Origin of the sequence: Rhodococcus kronopolitis (assembly GCF_042654025.1) — a bacterium.
Lineage (GTDB): Bacteria > Actinomycetota > Actinomycetes > Mycobacteriales > Mycobacteriaceae > Rhodococcus_G > Rhodococcus_G kronopolitis.
Genome location: NZ_JBHSFO010000005.1, coordinates 261,224 through 277,224, shown reverse-complemented (window position 1 = coordinate 277,224; position 16,001 = coordinate 261,224). Strand labels below are relative to the sequence as shown.

The following is a 16,001-nucleotide window of genomic DNA, read 5'->3' as shown; positions in this document are numbered from 1 at the left end:
GCGGTCTCCGCGGCCGACATGTGACAGCCTGGCGGGGTGGAACTCGAGGCCTTCGCGGCGCAGTTGAACTTCTCCCTGGACCCGTTCCAGGCCCAGGCCTGCCGGGCGCTGGAGGCCGGGCACGGCGTGCTGGTGTGTGCCCCGACCGGCGCGGGCAAGACGGTCGTCGGCGAGTTCGCCGTCCACCTGGCGCTCGCCGCGAGTCGCAAGTGTTTCTACACGACGCCGATCAAGGCGCTGAGCAACCAGAAGTACGCGGACCTGGTCGATCGCTACGGCAAGGCCTCGGTCGGTCTGCTCACCGGCGACTCGAGCATCAACTCCGATGCGCCGGTGGTGGTGATGACCACCGAGGTGCTGCGCAACATGCTGTACGCGAACTCCCCGACGCTGCGCGGCCTCTCGCACGTGGTGATGGACGAGGTGCACTTCCTCGCCGACCGGTTCCGCGGGGCGGTGTGGGAGGAGGTGATCCTGCACCTGTCCGAGGACGTGCGGCTGGTGAGCCTGTCCGCGACGGTGAGCAACGCCGAGGAGTTCGGCTCCTGGATGGAGACCGTTCGCGGCGACACCGCGGTGATCGTCGACGAGGTGCGGCCGATCCCGCTCTGGCAGCACATCATGGTCGGCCGGCGGATGTTCGACCTGTTCGACACCAAGGCGCAGGCGCGGGACCCCGCCGCGCGGCTGGTGGTGGACCGCTCCCTCGTCCGTCACCTCAAGCAGCACGAGGAGCTGGCGCGGGCCGAGTCCTGGGAACCCCGCGGTCGCGGGGGCCGCGGGGGCCGGACCAACTACCGTCCGCCGTCCCGGCCGGACGTGATCGCCCGGCTCGACGACGACGGGCTGCTGCCCGCCATCACCTTCATCTTCAGCCGCGCTGGCTGCGATGCCGCGGTGGCGCAGTGCCTGCGCTCGCGGCTGCGGCTGACCACCGAGGAGCAGGCCGCGGAGATCGCCGAGATCGTCGAGCGGCACACCGGTGAACTGCCGAAGTCCGACCTCGCGGTCCTCGGCTACTGGGAGTGGCGAGAGGGCGTCGAGCGCGGCATCGCGGGCCACCACGCGGGCATGCTGCCTGCGTTCCGGCACGCGGTCGAGGAACTGTTCGTCAAGGGCCTGGTGCGGGCGGTGTTCGCCACCGAGACCCTGGCCCTGGGCATCAACATGCCTGCCCGCACCGTGGTGCTCGAGCGGCTGGTCAAGTACAACGGCGAGACCCACGCCGAACTGACCCCGGGGGAGTACACCCAGCTCACCGGCCGCGCCGGCCGCCGCGGCATCGACGTCGAGGGCCACGCGGTGGTGCTCTGGCAGCCCGGCATCGAGGCCACCGAGGTGGCGGGCCTGGCCTCCACCCGGACGTTCCCGCTGCGCAGCTCGTTCCGCCCGTCCTACAACATGTCGATCAACCTGATCGACCAGATGGGTGCGAAGGAATCCCGCTCGCTGCTCGAACGGTCCTTCGCCCAGTACCAGGCGGACCGCTCGGTGGTCGGGCTGGTCCGCACCATCGAACGCAACGAGGCCGCCCTGGTCCCGCTCGCGGAGAAGCTCGGCGGCGTGGACGGCGAGTACTTCGAGTACGCGCGGCTCCGCGAACGGGTGCGGGCCCGGGAACGTGAGCTCGAGCGTCAGGGCCGCACGGACCGGCGCAAGGACGCGGTGGCATCGCTGGTGGCGCTGCGGCGCGGCGACGTCATCGCGATCCCCGTCGGCAAGCGGGCGGGGATGGCCGTCGTGCTCGAGCCGGACACCGATCCCACCGACCCGCGGCCGCTGATCCTGACCGTGGACAAGTGGGCCGGACGGGTGTCGGCGGCGGACTTCCCGTCCCCGGCGAAGGCTCTGGGCACCATGCGACTGCCGAAGTTCGTCGACCACCACACCGCCCGCAGCCGTCGCGACCTCGCCGCCGCGCTGCGCAGCACCCAGATCGCGGTCCCAGGACGGCGCGGCAAACGGAAGTCTCCCGCGTCCAGCGACCCCGAACTGGCGACCCTGCAGCGGTCGATGCGGTCGCACCCGTGTCACACCGCCGCGGACCGCGACCAGCTCGACCGGGTCGGCGAGCGGTACAACAAGCTGGCCCGGGAGACCGAGACGCTGCGGCAGAAGGTCGCGGCCACCACGAACTCGCTGGCCCGCACGTTCGACCGGATCGTGCACCTGCTCGGCGAGCGGGGGTACATCGAGGCAGCCGAGCTGGGCGGCCCCGACGTGGGCCCGCACGGCATCACCGAGGACGGGCAGCGGCTGAGCCGGATCTACTCCGAGAGCGACCTGCTGGTGGCCGAGTGCCTGCGGCACGGGGTGTGGAAGGGGCTCGGCCCCGCCGAGCTGGCGGCGGTGGTCTCGACGATGGTCTACGAGTCCCGCCAGGACGGCGAGACCGGCGACCGCGGACCGACCGGAGCGGTCCGGCACGCGCTCGGCGAGACCATGGGGCTGTGGTCGGCGCTGCGGGCCGACGAGGTCCGGCACAAGTTGCCGCTGACCCGGGAGCCGGACTTCGGCTTCGCGACCGCCGTCTACAAGTGGGCCAGCGCCGAACCGCTCGTCGACGCGCTGGTGGCCGCAGGCAACCGGGGCCAGGCGCTGTCGGCCGGCGACTTCGTGCGGTGGTGCCGCCAGGTGATCGACCTGCTCGACCAGGTGTACTCGACCGCCCCCGACCGGGAGGTGCGCGCGGCCGCCTCGAAGGCGGTCACCACGATCAGGCGTGGTGTCGTCGCGGTCGACGCGGCCTGAGCGACGGCGATGTGTGATTGGATTCGGACGCCCGACGAAATGCCGGGCGCCTGAAGGGAAATGGGCCCGGTGCGGTGTGGCGGGGGAGCAGTGACGACGGGCGCAGCCCGAGTGGAGGCACGATGACCGGTCAGTTCGAGGGCGGTAGTACCGAGGACGATCAGCAGTGGGCGCAGCGCCCCGACCAGCCGCAACCGCAGCCGGTGCCCGTGCAGCCCGCGCAGTTTCCGCCGCCGCAGTATCCGGGCCAGCCCTTGCCGGGCCAGCCCTTGCCGGGCCAGCAGTTTCCGCCGCCGCAGTTCCCCGGTGCGCAGTACCCGCAGCCCCAGTACCCGCAGCCCCAGTACCCCCAGCAGCAGTTCCCGGGCCCGTTTCCTCCGCCGGGTCCGTACCAGGGCCAGTTCCAGCCCCCGTACCCGGCAGTGCCGCCCCCGCCGCGGTCCGCGACGCCGAAGTGGGTGGCGATCGGGGTCGTCGCCCTCCTGGCGGCAGGCGGCATCGTGGCCGCCGTGCTGAGCACCCGCGGCACCACTCTCGACCAGCAGGCAGCCCAGCAGGGCGTCGCCCAGGTGCTGGCCGACTCGTACGGCGCCGTCGAGGTCGCCGACGTCTCCTGCCCGTCAGGGCAGAAGGTCGTGAAGGGCGCCAACTTCGTCTGCACGCTCACGGTCAAGGGTGAGCCGCAGCAGGTCACCGTCACGTTCACCGACGGCGTCGGCACCTACGAGGTCGGCCGCCCGACTACCCCCTGACCGGCGTCCACTTCCCGTCGGCTGTCCACTGCCAGTCGGTGGGATCGTCGTCGACGGTGAAGAATTCGCCCCGCAGCCAGCAGGTGGCATCGGGGTTCCACCCGGCGAGCACGGTGGCGCCCGCGTGGGCGGCGATGGGGATCGCGATCCCGGCCGTGGCGAGGTAGCCGTGAATCGTCAGGTGCACGGCGTCGTAGTCTGCGGCCACCGCGGCCCAGTCTGGGATCAACCAGTCGTGGTGTTCGCCGGTGGTGGCGAACCAGACGGAGCGACGTGAGGCCGGCAGCGGCAGCGGGTAGGTCTCGACGAGGTGTGCCCAGTCCGCGGGACCGGTGATCTCGTAGATCCGCGGTGCGCCGTGGACGCGCACCGGCCAGACGCGGGCGTACTCGGCGCCCGAGTCGTCCTCCTCGAGTATCAACTCCAGTGCGCCCAGCCGCTGCCGCGGCCGACTCGTGTCCACCGCCCCGCTGAACACCGGGGTGGACCACCATTCGCCGCTGATGTCCCGCGTCGGGTCGGCAGCGAGGTACTCCCGGAATCGGCGTTCGTTCGACAGCGAGTCCTCGCGCCACCGGCCCAGGTCGACGTCGTGCGGTACTCGGGGCAACTGCGTCCCGGACGGGCGCCGGTCGAACTTCGCGACCACGCACTGGTTGTCGAGGTCGACGGGCTCGGCCCACCATCGGGCCTGCGGTGCGGCCAGGGCGGCTCGGGCGATCGGCCGGAGGGCGGCGACGACGTCCGGGCGCGCGAACATCAGATCCTCCTCGTCCGGCGGCTGCCAGTAGCGGGCGAGGTCGACCGCGAGGGAAAGGGCGTCGAGCAGTTCGATTTCCGACAACCGGGCGATCGCGTCGACGTCGACGCCCGAGAGGACATCGAGCACCTCGGCGGCCGACTGTTGCAGCGCGCTGGGATACGGCGTGCCGTCACCGCACGCGTAGCCGATGTTCGCGCACAGGTACCGGCCCCGGGGCGAGCCGAGCAGGAGCGAGACCGGATCCACGGGTCAGACCGTGTCGCGCGGCGCCGCCATCGCCTTGACCAGCCGGCCGACCGACGTCTCGATCGCGAGGTCGGCCGCCAGGGCGGCCAGGCGGTCCGGGTCCACGGGGGCGCCTGGCAGCACGTCTGAGCGCGAGAGGGTCACGTCGGCGTCGGTGAGCACCTGGACCACGGGCAGCGCGGAGTCGAGGTAGTCCGCCGCCGCCGTCAGCTTTGCGCGAATTCCCTTGGCCAGTCCGGAGCTCGGGTCTGCCACCGCATCCCGCAGCGCCGCAACGGAGCCGTACTCGAGCATCAGCGCGGACGCGGTCTTCTCGCCGACACCCTTGACACCGGGCAGGCCGTCGGACGGGTCGCCGCGCAGCAGTGCCAGTTCGGCGTAGCCGGGCCCGGGGCGGTCGGCCGGGACGCCGTACTTCTCGGCGACCTCGGCGGGGCCGAACAGCTCCGCCTTGGCCAGTCCGCGGCCCACGTAGAGCACCCGCACCGGCACCGGGTCGTCGGAGACCACCTGCAGCAGGTCCCGGTCCCCGCTCACCACCACCACGGTGTCCTCGCGTTCGCGGGCGGCGAGCGTGCCGAGCACGTCGTCGGCCTCGCAGCCGGGCGCGCCCGCGGTGGCGATCCCCGCCGCCGCCAGCACGTCGAGGATCATCGGGACCTGCGGGGTCAGCGTGTCGGGCACCTCCTCGACGTCGGGGCCCTGCTCGTGCTCGGCGGCCACCCGGTGCGCCTTGTACGACGGCACCGCGTCCACCCGGAACTGCGGGCGCCAGTCGAGGTCGAGGCAGACCGCCAGCCGCGACGGCTGGTGCCGGGTGATCAGCGAGGCGACCATGTCGGTGAATCCTCGCACCGCGTTGACCGGCCGGCCGTCCTTCGACGTGAACGACTCGGGCAGTGCGTAATACGCGCGGAACCACAGGCTTGCGCCGTCGAGGATGAGCAGGGGGCCAGTCATGCCGCTCATCCTGCCAAACATCGTTAGCCTCAGTGTCATGAGTGCACAGACCTCCTCGACAGGACGTTTCCCGACCGCGGTCTACGGCGAGCGCCTGCGCCGCGCCGCCGAGCTCACCGCGGCCGCCGGACTCGACGCGCTGCTCATCACCCCCGGACCGGACCTGCGGTACCTGCTGGGCTCGCGCGCCGACTCGTTCGAGCGGCTCACCTGCCTGGTCGTCCCCGCCGACGGCGGTGCCGCGTCGGTGGTGGTGCCGCGCCTGGAGCTGGCGGCGCTCGGCGACTCGGCGGCCGCCGAACTCGGCCTGCCCGTCCTGGACTGGGTGGACGGCGTGGACCCGTACGCCCTGGTCGGGTCGCTGCTGCCGACGCCGAGCCGTACCGCGGTCGCGGAGGCGATGCCGGCCCTGCACGTGATCCCGCTGACCGCGGCCCTCGGCGCACCGCCGGTGCTGGCCACCGGGGTGCTGCGCGAGCTGCGAATGCTCAAGGACGAGGCCGAGATCGAGGCGCTGCGCCGTGCGGGCGCCGCCATCGACCGGGTGCACGCGCGGATGGGGCAGTGGCTGCGACCCGGGCGCACCGAGGCACAGGTGGCCGCGGACATCGGGGCCGCGATCGTCGAGGAGGGCCACACCGGCGCCGAGTTCATCATCGTCGGGTCGGGCCCGCACGGCGCCGACCCGCACCACGAGGTCTCCGACCGGGTGCTCGAGGCCGGCGACATCGTGGTGATCGACATCGGTGGCCCGGTCGAGCCCGGCTACAACTCCGACTGCACCCGCACCTACAGCCTGGGCGAGCCGAGCGCGGAGGTCGCCGAGCAGTTCGCGGTGCTCGAGCGGGCCCAGCGGGCCGCCGTCGACGCCGTCCGGCCGGGGGTCACCGCCGAGTCGGTCGACGCCGCAGCCCGCGACGTGCTCGCCGCCGAGGGGCTGGCCGAGGCGTTCCTGCACCGCACCGGGCACGGCATCGGGCTGTCCGTGCACGAGGAGCCGTACATCGTGGCGGGCAACAGGATCGAGCTCGCCGAGGGCATGGCGTTCAGCATCGAACCGGGCATCTACTTCCGCGGCCGGTGGGGCGCCCGGATCGAGGACATCGTGGTGGTAACCGCCGACGGCTGCGAGTCGATGAACCTGCGGCCGCACGGGCTGACGGTGCTCGGCGGGTAGCGCCCGACTGGGCTCAGTTCTCGATCGAGACAGGCAATGGTCGAGGCCTTCTGAGATGGTTCAGTGGGTGCCGGCGTCGGCGGTGCGGCCGTGCCGGTGAGGCACCCGCTCAACGCCTTGAGCTGTTCGAGCCGGTCCGGGTGCGGCTGTCGAGTCGTGGCTGCGAGCGCCCGAGCCTCCGTCGGAGCGCCCGCTGCAACTACGTGGCGCAGGCCTCCTGAGTGCTCGGCGGGGTCGCCTCATATGAGTTGAGTTTGTTTGGGGAGTGGACCGTGGTGATGCATTGTGTGCCCTGCTGGATGTGCAGGAAGGAAGGGTGTTCACCAATGCCGGCCTGACCAACCCACGCACCGGCAAGCCGTACGGCCGCGCCCACATCTACCGCATGGCCCGCACCGCGCTGTTCCTCCACGAGGTTTCCCCCCGCGCCGGTGTCGACGCCACCGAACTCGACGTCGCGGAGAGGGCCTTGCGCGCGGCCTGCGAGAACGGTGTCGACGACGTCGCGATGCTCGCCCAGATCGAGGACCGGGTCATCGCCGTCGCAGAGAACGGTGAACAGCCCGACGGCAAGGCAGTGCAGGAGATCGTCAAGTCGGTGATCGACGAAGCCGCCGGCCGCACTCCGGCCCCGACCGAGCCGGCTGACGCCCCTGCCGGCGACACGGCAGGCCTGCCGGGCGCGGGCCCCGCCGCCGGTCCGAGCCAGAACGGCCCGGGCCCGTCGCCGTCCGCGCAGGAACCGACCACCACCACCACCACCGCCGGGGAAGCCGACATCGCAGAGACCCGCCCCGCGCCGGATCCACGGCCGCTCGTGATCGTCCGGTGCGGCGCCCCGAAGGCTCCCACGGCCATGCCCGCCGGCCAGCTCTACACCGGGACGTACAGCCGCCTGGCCCTGCAGGCCGCGACCACGCTGACCGGTGACGACCCGGCCGCCATCCGCATCATCTCGGCTCGGTGGGGACTGCTCAGCCTTGACCGGGTCGTCGAGCCCTACGACCTGCGCCTCGGCCAGCCCCGCTCCATTACCGCGGCGAAGGTGCGGGCCCAGGCCTCCAAGCAGCGGCTGCTCGACCGTCCGAACGTCATCGTCCTGGCCGGCCGCGCCTACTCCGAACTGGTGAAGCTGGTGTGGCCGCGGGCGCTCACCCCGTTGGTCGGCACCCGCGGGATCGGCGACCAGCAGAACCGGCTGGCGCGCATCGCCCGTGGTGAACCGCTCGAGGACATCGCGTGACGGCATCGCGGTGCCGGGCGCGGTTGGTTACCAACAGCTGAGCGCGCGGCGGCGGGCCAGATCCCAATTTCGCCGGTCCGTCATTGGTCAGATCAGAATGTCGTGTTCCACCAGGCGAGCGCGACGTCGATGACGTAGCCGATGGGGCCGTACCAAAAGGTCCAGGTGTCCATTTCGTTTACCTCCTCAGGGGCAGTGTCCGCCCGCCGGGCCGGTCCGCCTACTTCGGTGTTACGGAATCGGCAGGAACCAGAAGGTGTCGCCGATGCCGGGGCGTCACCAGGGCGTCAGGTAAAGCCACCATGCGATGGCATTCAAAATGACTACGCCTCCGGGCCCAAAAAATCCGTTGTCCATTTCGTTCACCTTCTCAGTGGTAGCAGTAGCCGCCCAGCTCACACGGGCGGTTGCGCATGAGCCAGATTCGAGCCGGTTCAGGCAGGAACCACAGCGTCCACCAGAGGTCTGTGAAGTCCATTCGATTCGCCTGTCCTTCGATCAGGGGCAGTGGCCCCATCCCCACCATTCACACGGGGTCACTGCCCCTAGCGCGCGGATCAGTTCGGGGGGCAAGTTCTTTGTCCACCACCATAGTTGGAACATGTCTCAACGCCTTTCGCGGTTAGAGGCAGTGTCCGCCGAAGTCGCATCCGACGATCGACCACAGCATGATCCGCCATTCCATCGGGAACGGCAGTCCCAGTCGCTGCCGGTGATGACGTCGTTGCAGCCGGGGCACCGATTCTGTTTCAGTTGACCGGCACGCCGAGTAGGGAGAGCACGTACATGAGAGGTGCGATTGGCCCCCAAAAAGCCCAAGCTGTTGCACCCATATCAACTCACCTCCGCTCAGGGGCAGTGTCCGCCGAGGTCACACGGGATGATGGACCACAGCGTGATCTTCCAGGCCTCCGGGATGGGCAGCTGCCACATCCATGTGGAGTGCATCTGCTCAATCGTCTCCGGTGTCCACATCAAACATCCACCTCCGGGCCTCCCCGACCGTCTGACCAGGTTAGGCCCCCGAGGTACGGCAGCGGAAGGTTCAGTGCCGCCACTCCAGGTCGATGGCGTTGACGTCGAACACCCGTGAATACGGGGCCTGAGGCCTTTGGGCCAGGCCAGGCCGGGCCCGCTGTCCGCGGGCCACCACCCGGCGTTACGCAGGCAGGACCTGCACGGTCGGCGATCCACCCAAACCCGCTGTGCCGCAAGACCAACCGGCGCTCCGCACGATGGAACAGGTCAACACAGCAACCATCATCGACACGAGGAGTACACATGGGATCTATCGGCTACGCACGCCCAGCCAACACGGTGCCCCAGCAGGAGGCGCTCAACTACCTCCAGCGCAACTTGAGGCGGTCGTTGCTGATCAGGCGCCGGTCGTGTACCGCTGCGTCGTCGTCATCGACTCGTGCCCGAGCAGCCGCATCAGCGTGTAGACGTTCACGTTCACGTCCGCATCCGCGAACGACGTCGCGAAGGTGTGCCGCAGCTGGTGCACCAGCGAACCCCTCGCGCGCTGTCCGTTGATCCCCGCCCGCCGGTAGGCGCGTTCGACGCGGCACTGGATCGTGTGCCCCGTGATGCGGTCACCGTCAGCGCCGACGAACCCGCTGCGAGTCGACGAGTCTGCGGCCACACGGTCCGACGGTGCTCGGCGGCCAGCGCCCGACACGTGCCGCGAATCCTTGACAGCACTCGCGTGGGTGCCACCATTGGTGTGATCCAGGGCACTCGCGTCCGCCGGGGCTCGGAGACACAGGAGCGTGGCCATGACCGCTGCACCGCTGACCAGGCAGGGATTCGGCACGCTCAGGGCGGGCGGGCTGAACTGGGAGTCGTTTCCGCTGCGTCTGTTCACGAAGGGGAACTCGCTGTTCTGGGACCCGGTGACCATCGACTTCACCCGGGACGCGCAGGACTGGGCCGGGTTGACCAGCGAGCAACGGCGCAGCGCCACCTTCCTGTGCGCGCAGTTCATCGCCGGCGAGGAGGCGGTCACCCAGGACATCCAGCCGTTCATGCGGGCGATGGCGCTGGAGGGCAGGCTCGGTGACGAGCTGTACCTGACGCAGTTCTGCTTCGAGGAGGCCAAGCACACCCAGGTGTTCCGGCTCTGGATGGACGCGGTCGGGCTGACCTCGGACCTGCACCCCTTCGTCGCGGACAACCCGTTCTACCGAACGCTGTTCTACGAGGAGCTGCCGAATTCGCTGCGGATCCTCGAGACCGACCCGAGCCCGGCCAACCAGGTCCGGGCCAGCGTCACGTACAACCACGTGATCGAGGGCAGCCTCGCGCTCACCGGGTACCACGCCTGGCAGCAGGTGTGCGCCGAGTGGGACATCCTGCCGGGCATGCAGGAACTGATCCGCCGGATCGCGAGCGACGAGCGTCGGCACATGGCGTGGGGGACGTTCACCTGCCGTCGGCACGTGGCCGCGGACGACGCGAACTGGGACGTCGTGCAGCAGCGGATGGCCGAGCTGATGCCGCTCGCGCTGGGCATGATCGGCTGGGTCAACGACCAGTTCGAGGAGCAGCCGTTCGGGCTGGACCCGGGGGAGTACCTGACCTACGCCGCCGACCGGGCGCAGCGGCGGCTCGGGGCCATCGAGTCGGCCCGGGGCCGGCCGGTCGAGGAGATCGACCTCGACTACTCGCCCGAGGTGCTCGAGGACCAGTTCGGTCAGGAGGACGACGCGGCGCTCGCCGACATCGGGGAGTAGCCCAGGCGTCCGACGTCGATTCGCGACGCGAGGTGCACTGTCTGCGAACGATCGTCTGCCGCACGCCGAGAGCGTGCGCCGGTTGTCACCTGTCGTCGCGAGCTAGCGACGGCGAGTGATGCCAACTAGACGCGTTTTGGCGTTGAAGGCGGCCTTCATCGCGCGGTCTGCAACCGATCCGTCGGCCGGTAGGAGCTTGATCTGGCGGGCGAACTCCATTTGGTCGTAGCGCACGGTGTTGGTGGCGACCTTCCCGTCCCGAATGACGAAGTGGTCGAATCCCTCGAGTTCGATTTGCCGCCCGGTGGCGGCGATGCCGACGAAGGTGCCGACGTGCCGTCCGGTCAGGCGCCAGTGGACCAGGACATCGTTGCCGGACTCAGCGATCGAGACGATCTCGAAGGAGAAGTCGGCGACGGCGGCGAAGACCTGGTTGAAATAGGCGGCGATCTGGGCGCTCCCGCGACATGTCCCGGTTGGGAGGTGCACGGTGGAGTCGGCGGTCCAGAAGTTGCGCAGGCTGTCGACGTCGTGGGCGTTGATGCGGTCGAAAGCCCACTGGACGAGTTGCGTGTTGGAGACGTCGCTCGGCGGTGTGGTGGGACTGTGATCGGGCATCTCTGCTCCCTCCCTGCATGTTGACGCTCGGCATGTTGGCGAGCGTCGCACGGGATTTCTCCTGTCAAGGCTAACGTCGCGCGAACGAGCAGTCGACAACTCGACAACGACGCCCGGGTGCGGTGCCAACGTCGGCGGAGACGAGAGCCGAGGGCTTGTCGACACGCGGTCGCCCGAAGTCATCTCTTGTGAATTGCCGCGACAGGTGGCGGTGACGAGTGGGAGGTGGTGGCTGGCGGCGCGACCTGCCCACCCCGGTTCCGTTGGCGTTCGCCGCGGCCATCGCTGTCCGTCGTATTCGTCACATACCCCCTGGGGTACTTGAATACCCCTCGGGGTATCTGGCACCCTCGGTGTCGAGAGATCCCGAACGGAGGTTGCCGGATGATTCTCGAGCAGTACTACATCGAGTGCCTGTCCCACGCGTCGTACCTGATCGGCGACGAGGGCACGGGTCGAGCGGTCGTGGTCGATCCGCGGCGCGACATCACCGAGTACCTGGAGGACGCGCGTCGGTACGGGTTGACCATCGAGGGCGTGATCAACACCCATTTCCACGCGGACTTCGTCTCCGGGCACCTCGAACTGCTCGACGTGACCGGCGCGTGGATCGGGTTCGGGGAGGCGGCCGAGACCGAGTATCCGATTCGCCGCCTCCTCGATGGCGAGCGCCTCAGCCTGGGCGAGGTCGAGCTCCAGGTGCTGTCCACCCCCGGGCACACCTGGGAATCGATCAGCCTGCTGGTGCGCAGGCGCCCGGAGGCGGACCCGTCGGCGGTTCTGACCGGGGACTCGCTGTTCATCGGCGATGTCGGCCGCCCCGACCTGGCCAACCTGGGCGCCGGCAGCAACACCGACCTCGCGCGAGCCATGTACCGCACCATCCACGACACCCTGCTCCGGTTGCCTGACCCGGTCACCGTGATGCCCGCGCACGGCGCCGGCTCGTCCTGCGGGAAGAACCTGTCGAAGGAGCTGACGTCGACGATCGGTGAGCAGCGCCGCACCAACCCGTCCGTGCAACCGATGAGCGAGGACGCGTTCGTCGCCCTGATCACCGACGGTCAGCCGGCGGTGCCCGCCTACTTCTCCACGGACGCCGCCCTGAACAAGAGCACCCGACCGCTGCTCGACCAGCGCCGTCGCATTCCGGCGATGAGCGCGGCGCAGCTGCGCCACGAACTCGCATCCGGCACCCGGGTTCTCGACGCCCGCACCCCTGACGACTTCGCTGCCGGGCACCTGAGGGGGTCGGTCAACGTCGGGTTCGATGGCCGCTTCGCCGAAACCGGCGGCATGGTCGCCGACATCGGCGAGAGGATCGTGCTGATCACCTACCCCGGGCAGGAACAGGACGCGGCCCTGCGTCTGGCCCGGGTCGGTTCCGACCACTCGGCCGGCTACCTCACCGTCGCGGGCGTCGCCTTCCCCGCCGAGCTGGCCGATCTCGTGCAGACGGCACCGCGCTCCACGGTCGCGGACCTCGAGCGATTGCTCGCGGCGGACGCCGTCACCCTCGTCGACATCCGTAACCCCGCCGAGCGCGAATTCGGTTTCATCCCGAGCGCCGTGCCGATTCCGTTGGCGCAGCTGCGCGCCCGACTCGGGGAGCTCCCCATTGACCGCCCGATCGTCGTCCACTGTGCCGGGGGGTGGCGGTCGAGCGTCGCCGCGTCACTGCTGCGCGCCCACGGCATCGGGCAGGTCAGCGACCTCGTCGGCGGCTACAACGACTGGGCCGCGCACGTCGCCACCTGACCGCCCGCATCGACCCCAGCGGCCGCACGACAGTGGCAGTGCGGACAAGTCACGAAACCTGCTGCACCCCTAGAGGAGAACGACGATGTGCTACGCCAAACCCTGCTCGACCTGCACGAAGACCACCTGGGGTGGCTGCGGCCGGCACACGGACAGCGTCATGCGGTCCGTGCCCGCCCCGGACCGTTGCACCTGCACCGCAGGTGCGGAAGAACCCGCCAAACCCGGATTCTTCCGCGCACTCTTCGGACGCTGATCCGGAGAGTCATGACCCTCGCCCTCGCGGTCGTCCTCGGGGTGGCCATCGGTGTACTGCTCGGGCTGCTCGGTGGCGGCGGATCGATCCTGGCCGTGCCCGCCCTCGTCTACGGCATCGGACTCGACATCGAACAGGCAGTGCCGATCTCGCTGATCGTGATCGGCATCGCCTCCGCGGTCGGTGCCCTCCCGAAGCTGCTCGCGCACCACATCGAATGGCGACTGGCCGCAGTCTTCGCCGCCGCCGGCATCCCCGCCACCTTCGCCGGCGCCGCCGTCGGCGGACTCCTGCCACAGTCAGTTGTCATGGTCGGTTTCGCCGCCGTGATGATCGTCGCCGGAGCGCGAATGCTGGCCGACCACGACACCACCGGCACCGCGTGCAAGGCCGGGGACTCGGGAATCAACTGGCGGCGCTGCGTCTCGCGGTCCATTCCGGCCGGGCTGGCGGTGGGATTTCTGACCGGGATGTTCGGTGTCGGCGGAGGATTCCTCATCATTCCTGCCCTCGTGCTGATGCTCGGCGTGCCGATGCCGATCGCGGTGGGGACCTCGCTGGTCATCATCGTCGCCAACTCGGCGGCCGGACTGCTCTCACACCTGGGTGGAGCAACCATCGACTGGTCGCTGACCGCCGTCTTCGCGGGCACCGCGATAGCCGGGTCGCTGCTCGCTGCCCGTGCCGGCACCCGTGTCGACACGGCCCGACTCCAACGGTGGTTCGCCTACCTCGTGTTCGCCGTCGCGACGTACATACTGGTCGACTCCGCGGTCTTCTCCTGACGGGACAGCGCGATACGTAGGCGATTCGAACGAATCCTGGTCGCTGGCTGGTGACCGTGCCATCGGCCTAATTCAAGGCGAGCCTCCACGCGGAATGTGCGGTCGACGCCCGTCCCGGTGGCGGCACATCGGCAACGGGGCCACACTGGCAGTCACGTTCCTTCTCTGGAGGGGTGACGCACATGGCGGATGCCGTCGAGGTTCAGGACCTCGTGCTGCGCTACGGGAAGACGCTCGCGCTGGACGGGATCAGTTTCACCGTCCCCGAGGGCACCGTCCTGGGCGTGCTCGGCCCGAACGGCGCCGGAAAGACCACCGCCGTCCGGATTCTCGCCACCCTGCTGCGGGCCGACTCGGGGCGCGCGTCGGTGTTCGGCCTGGACGTGGCTAGCCAGGCCGACGAGGTGCGGGCGTCGATCGGGCTGACTGGGCAGTTCGCCGCGGTCGACGAGTACCTGACGGGGTTCGAGAACCTCGAGATGGTCGGGCGGCTGTTCGGGGTGGACAAGGCCGAGGCGCGAAGGCGCGCGGACGAGCTCCTCGACCGCTTCGATCTCACCGACGCCCGCGACCGCACCGTCAAGCAGTACTCGGGCGGCATGCGCCGACGCCTCGACATCGCCGCCAGTCTCATCGGGCGTCCCCGCGTGCTGTTCCTCGACGAACCGACGACGGGCCTGGACCCACGCAGCCGGATCGGGATGTGGGACTTCATCTCCGACCTCGTCCGGGACGGGACGACGATCCTGCTGACGACGCAGTACCTCGAGGAGGCCGACCGGCTGGCCGATTCGATCATCGTGCTGGACAAGGGGTCGATCATCGCCGCAGGCACCTCGGACCAGCTCAAGGACCGGGTCGGCGGCGAACGCCTCGAGTTCGTGCTGGCGGACTTCGCGCAGGCGCCGCGCGCCTGCGAGCTGCTGGGCTCGCTCGGGATCGAGCCGCCGACCACCGACGCGCAGGCCCGCCGGATCAGCATCCCGGTCTCGGGCGGCGTCGACGACCTCGCGGAGGCCCTGTCCCGCCTCAAGGAGGCGGACCTGGCGGTGTTCGACGTCGGCCTGCGGCGGCCCAACCTCGACGACGTGTTCCTCAGCCTCACCGGGCACGTGGTGGACGCGCACGAGGGTGAGGCGTCGTGAGGATCTTCCGGGACTCGGTCATCATCGCCAAGCGCAACCTGATCAAGGTCAAGCGGGTCCCCGACCTGCTCGTGTTCTCGACCCTGTCGCCGATCATGTTCGTCCTGCTCTTCGCCTACGTCTTCGGCAGCGCGATCGCGGTGCCCGGCGTCAGCTACAAAGAGTTCCTGATGGCCGGAATCTTCGTCCAGACGGTCATCTTCGGCGCGACGATCACCGGCGTGAGCCTCGCCGAGGACCTGCAGAAGGGGGTGATGGACCGGTTCCGGTCGCTGCCGATGGCGCGCTCGGCGGTGGTGATCGGCCGGACCGCGGCCGACGTGGGCACCAACGTGCTCACGGTGGTCATCATGTCGATCACCGGGCTGATCGTGGGCTGGCGGATCCACTCGTCGTTCCTCGAGGCGGCCGCCGGCTATGCGCTGCTGCTGCTGTTCGCCTACGCGATGTCGTGGGTGATGGCGCTGGTGGGACTGTCGGTCAAGACGCCGGAGGTGGTCAACAACGCGTCGTTCATCGTCATCTTCCCGCTGACCTTCATCGCGAACACCTTCGTCCCCACCGACAACTTCCCGACGGTGCTCCGGGTCCTGGCCGAGTGGAACCCCGTCTCCTCGGTCACGCAGGCGGCCCGGGAGTTGTTCGGCAACACCAGCCCGGCGGTGCCGGCTCCGGACGCGTGGCCGTTGCAGCACGCGGCGCTGTACTCGCTGGCGTGGATCGTCCTGCTCCTGGTGATCTTCGTGCCGCTCTCGGTGCGGAAGTACGAGCGGACGCTGACGTCGTGACGACGCAGGCAGTGTCCCGCCTTC

General features: G+C 69.7%; 13 protein-coding genes. 9 read left to right on the top strand and 4 right to left on the bottom strand.

Annotation, left to right across the window (positions count from 1 at the left end; all coding sequences use genetic code 11):
• Positions 1-36: 36 nt before the first annotated feature.
• Together ACFO6S_RS12510 and ACFO6S_RS12505 are read left to right on the top strand one after the other, a co-directional pair.
• On the top strand, positions 37-2,751 hold the full coding sequence (locus ACFO6S_RS12510) for a DEAD/DEAH box helicase (RefSeq protein ID WP_378417378.1): 2,715 nt from the start codon (positions 37-39) through the stop codon (positions 2,749-2,751).
• A gap of 122 nt (positions 2,752-2,873) precedes the next feature.
• Entirely contained in the window at positions 2,874-3,503 is a 630-nt protein-coding gene (locus tag ACFO6S_RS12505; protein ID WP_378417376.1) for a DUF4333 domain-containing protein, read from the top strand.
• Here the strand turns inward: ACFO6S_RS12505 and ACFO6S_RS12500 are convergent.
• A complete protein-coding gene (locus ACFO6S_RS12500) occupies positions 3,493-4,512 on the bottom strand; it encodes a hypothetical protein (protein ID WP_378417374.1) in 1,020 nt (339 codons plus the stop codon). The genes ACFO6S_RS12505 and ACFO6S_RS12500 overlap by 11 nt on opposite strands.
• 3 nt (positions 4,513-4,515) lie before the next feature.
• Entirely contained in the window at positions 4,516-5,472 is a 957-nt protein-coding gene (locus ACFO6S_RS12495; RefSeq protein ID WP_378417372.1) for a 5'-3' exonuclease, read from the bottom strand.
• A gap of 37 nt (positions 5,473-5,509) precedes the next feature.
• On the opposite strand from ACFO6S_RS12495, the gene ACFO6S_RS12490 reads away from it, so the two are divergent.
• Both ACFO6S_RS12490 and ACFO6S_RS12485 read left to right on the top strand, forming a co-directional pair.
• A complete protein-coding gene (locus ACFO6S_RS12490) occupies positions 5,510-6,649 on the top strand; it encodes a M24 family metallopeptidase (protein WP_378417371.1) in 1,140 nt (379 codons plus the stop codon).
• A 316-nt stretch (positions 6,650-6,965) separates the two neighbouring features.
• The gene (locus tag ACFO6S_RS12485) at positions 6,966-7,892 is read left to right on the top strand and encodes a DUF6884 domain-containing protein (RefSeq protein ID WP_378417369.1); all 927 of its coding nucleotides are present in this window, start codon (positions 6,966-6,968) and stop codon (positions 7,890-7,892) included.
• A gap of 1,375 nt (positions 7,893-9,267) precedes the next feature.
• Here ACFO6S_RS12485 and ACFO6S_RS12480 read toward each other — a convergent pair.
• A complete protein-coding gene (locus ACFO6S_RS12480; RefSeq protein WP_378417367.1) occupies positions 9,268-9,537 on the bottom strand; it encodes a tyrosine-type recombinase/integrase in 270 nt (89 codons plus the stop codon).
• A gap of 133 nt (positions 9,538-9,670) precedes the next feature.
• On the opposite strand from ACFO6S_RS12480, the gene ACFO6S_RS12475 reads away from it, so the two are divergent.
• Positions 9,671-10,627 (top strand): R2-like ligand-binding oxidase, encoded by a 957-nt coding sequence (locus tag ACFO6S_RS12475; protein WP_378417365.1) that lies wholly within the window; start codon positions 9,671-9,673, stop codon positions 10,625-10,627.
• Between the two features lie 102 nt (positions 10,628-10,729).
• Here ACFO6S_RS12475 and ACFO6S_RS12470 read toward each other — a convergent pair whose 3' ends face one another.
• A complete protein-coding gene (locus tag ACFO6S_RS12470) occupies positions 10,730-11,245 on the bottom strand; it encodes an ester cyclase (protein ID WP_378417363.1) in 516 nt (171 codons plus the stop codon).
• 384 nt (positions 11,246-11,629) lie between these two features.
• Between ACFO6S_RS12470 and ACFO6S_RS12465 the strand changes: the two genes are divergently transcribed.
• From ACFO6S_RS12465 to ACFO6S_RS12450, 4 genes are all read left to right on the top strand, one after another.
• The gene (locus ACFO6S_RS12465; RefSeq protein WP_378417361.1) at positions 11,630-13,003 is read left to right on the top strand and encodes a rhodanese-like domain-containing protein; all 1,374 of its coding nucleotides are present in this window, start codon (positions 11,630-11,632) and stop codon (positions 13,001-13,003) included.
• Between the two features lie 267 nt (positions 13,004-13,270).
• On the top strand, positions 13,271-14,044 hold the full coding sequence (locus tag ACFO6S_RS12460; RefSeq protein ID WP_378417360.1) for a sulfite exporter TauE/SafE family protein: 774 nt from the start codon (positions 13,271-13,273) through the stop codon (positions 14,042-14,044).
• A gap of 182 nt (positions 14,045-14,226) precedes the next feature.
• A complete protein-coding gene (locus ACFO6S_RS12455; protein ID WP_378417358.1) occupies positions 14,227-15,189 on the top strand; it encodes an ATP-binding cassette domain-containing protein in 963 nt (320 codons plus the stop codon).
• Positions 15,186-15,977, top strand: a complete 792-nt coding sequence (locus ACFO6S_RS12450; RefSeq protein WP_378417356.1) for an ABC transporter permease — start codon at positions 15,186-15,188, stop codon at positions 15,975-15,977. Before ACFO6S_RS12455 ends, ACFO6S_RS12450 begins: the two co-directional genes overlap by 4 nt.
• The last annotated feature ends 24 nt before the right edge of the window (positions 15,978-16,001 follow it).

Coding starts and splice junctions, on each gene's coding strand:
- ACFO6S_RS12505 (WP_378417376.1), top strand. CDS start 2,874: ATGACCGGTCAGTTCGAGGGCGGTAGTACCGAGGACGATCAGCAGTGG.
- ACFO6S_RS12495 (WP_378417372.1), bottom strand. CDS start 5,472: ATGACTGGCCCCCTGCTCATCCTCGACGGCGCAAGCCTGTGGTTCCGC.
- ACFO6S_RS12490 (WP_378417371.1), top strand. CDS start 5,510: ATGAGTGCACAGACCTCCTCGACAGGACGTTTCCCGACCGCGGTCTAC.
- ACFO6S_RS12475 (WP_378417365.1), top strand. CDS start 9,671: ATGACCGCTGCACCGCTGACCAGGCAGGGATTCGGCACGCTCAGGGCG.
- ACFO6S_RS12470 (WP_378417363.1), bottom strand. CDS start 11,245: ATGCCCGATCACAGTCCCACCACACCGCCGAGCGACGTCTCCAACACG.
- ACFO6S_RS12465 (WP_378417361.1), top strand. CDS start 11,630: ATGATTCTCGAGCAGTACTACATCGAGTGCCTGTCCCACGCGTCGTAC.
- ACFO6S_RS12460 (WP_378417360.1), top strand. CDS start 13,271: ATGACCCTCGCCCTCGCGGTCGTCCTCGGGGTGGCCATCGGTGTACTG.
- ACFO6S_RS12455 (WP_378417358.1), top strand. CDS start 14,227: ATGGCGGATGCCGTCGAGGTTCAGGACCTCGTGCTGCGCTACGGGAAG.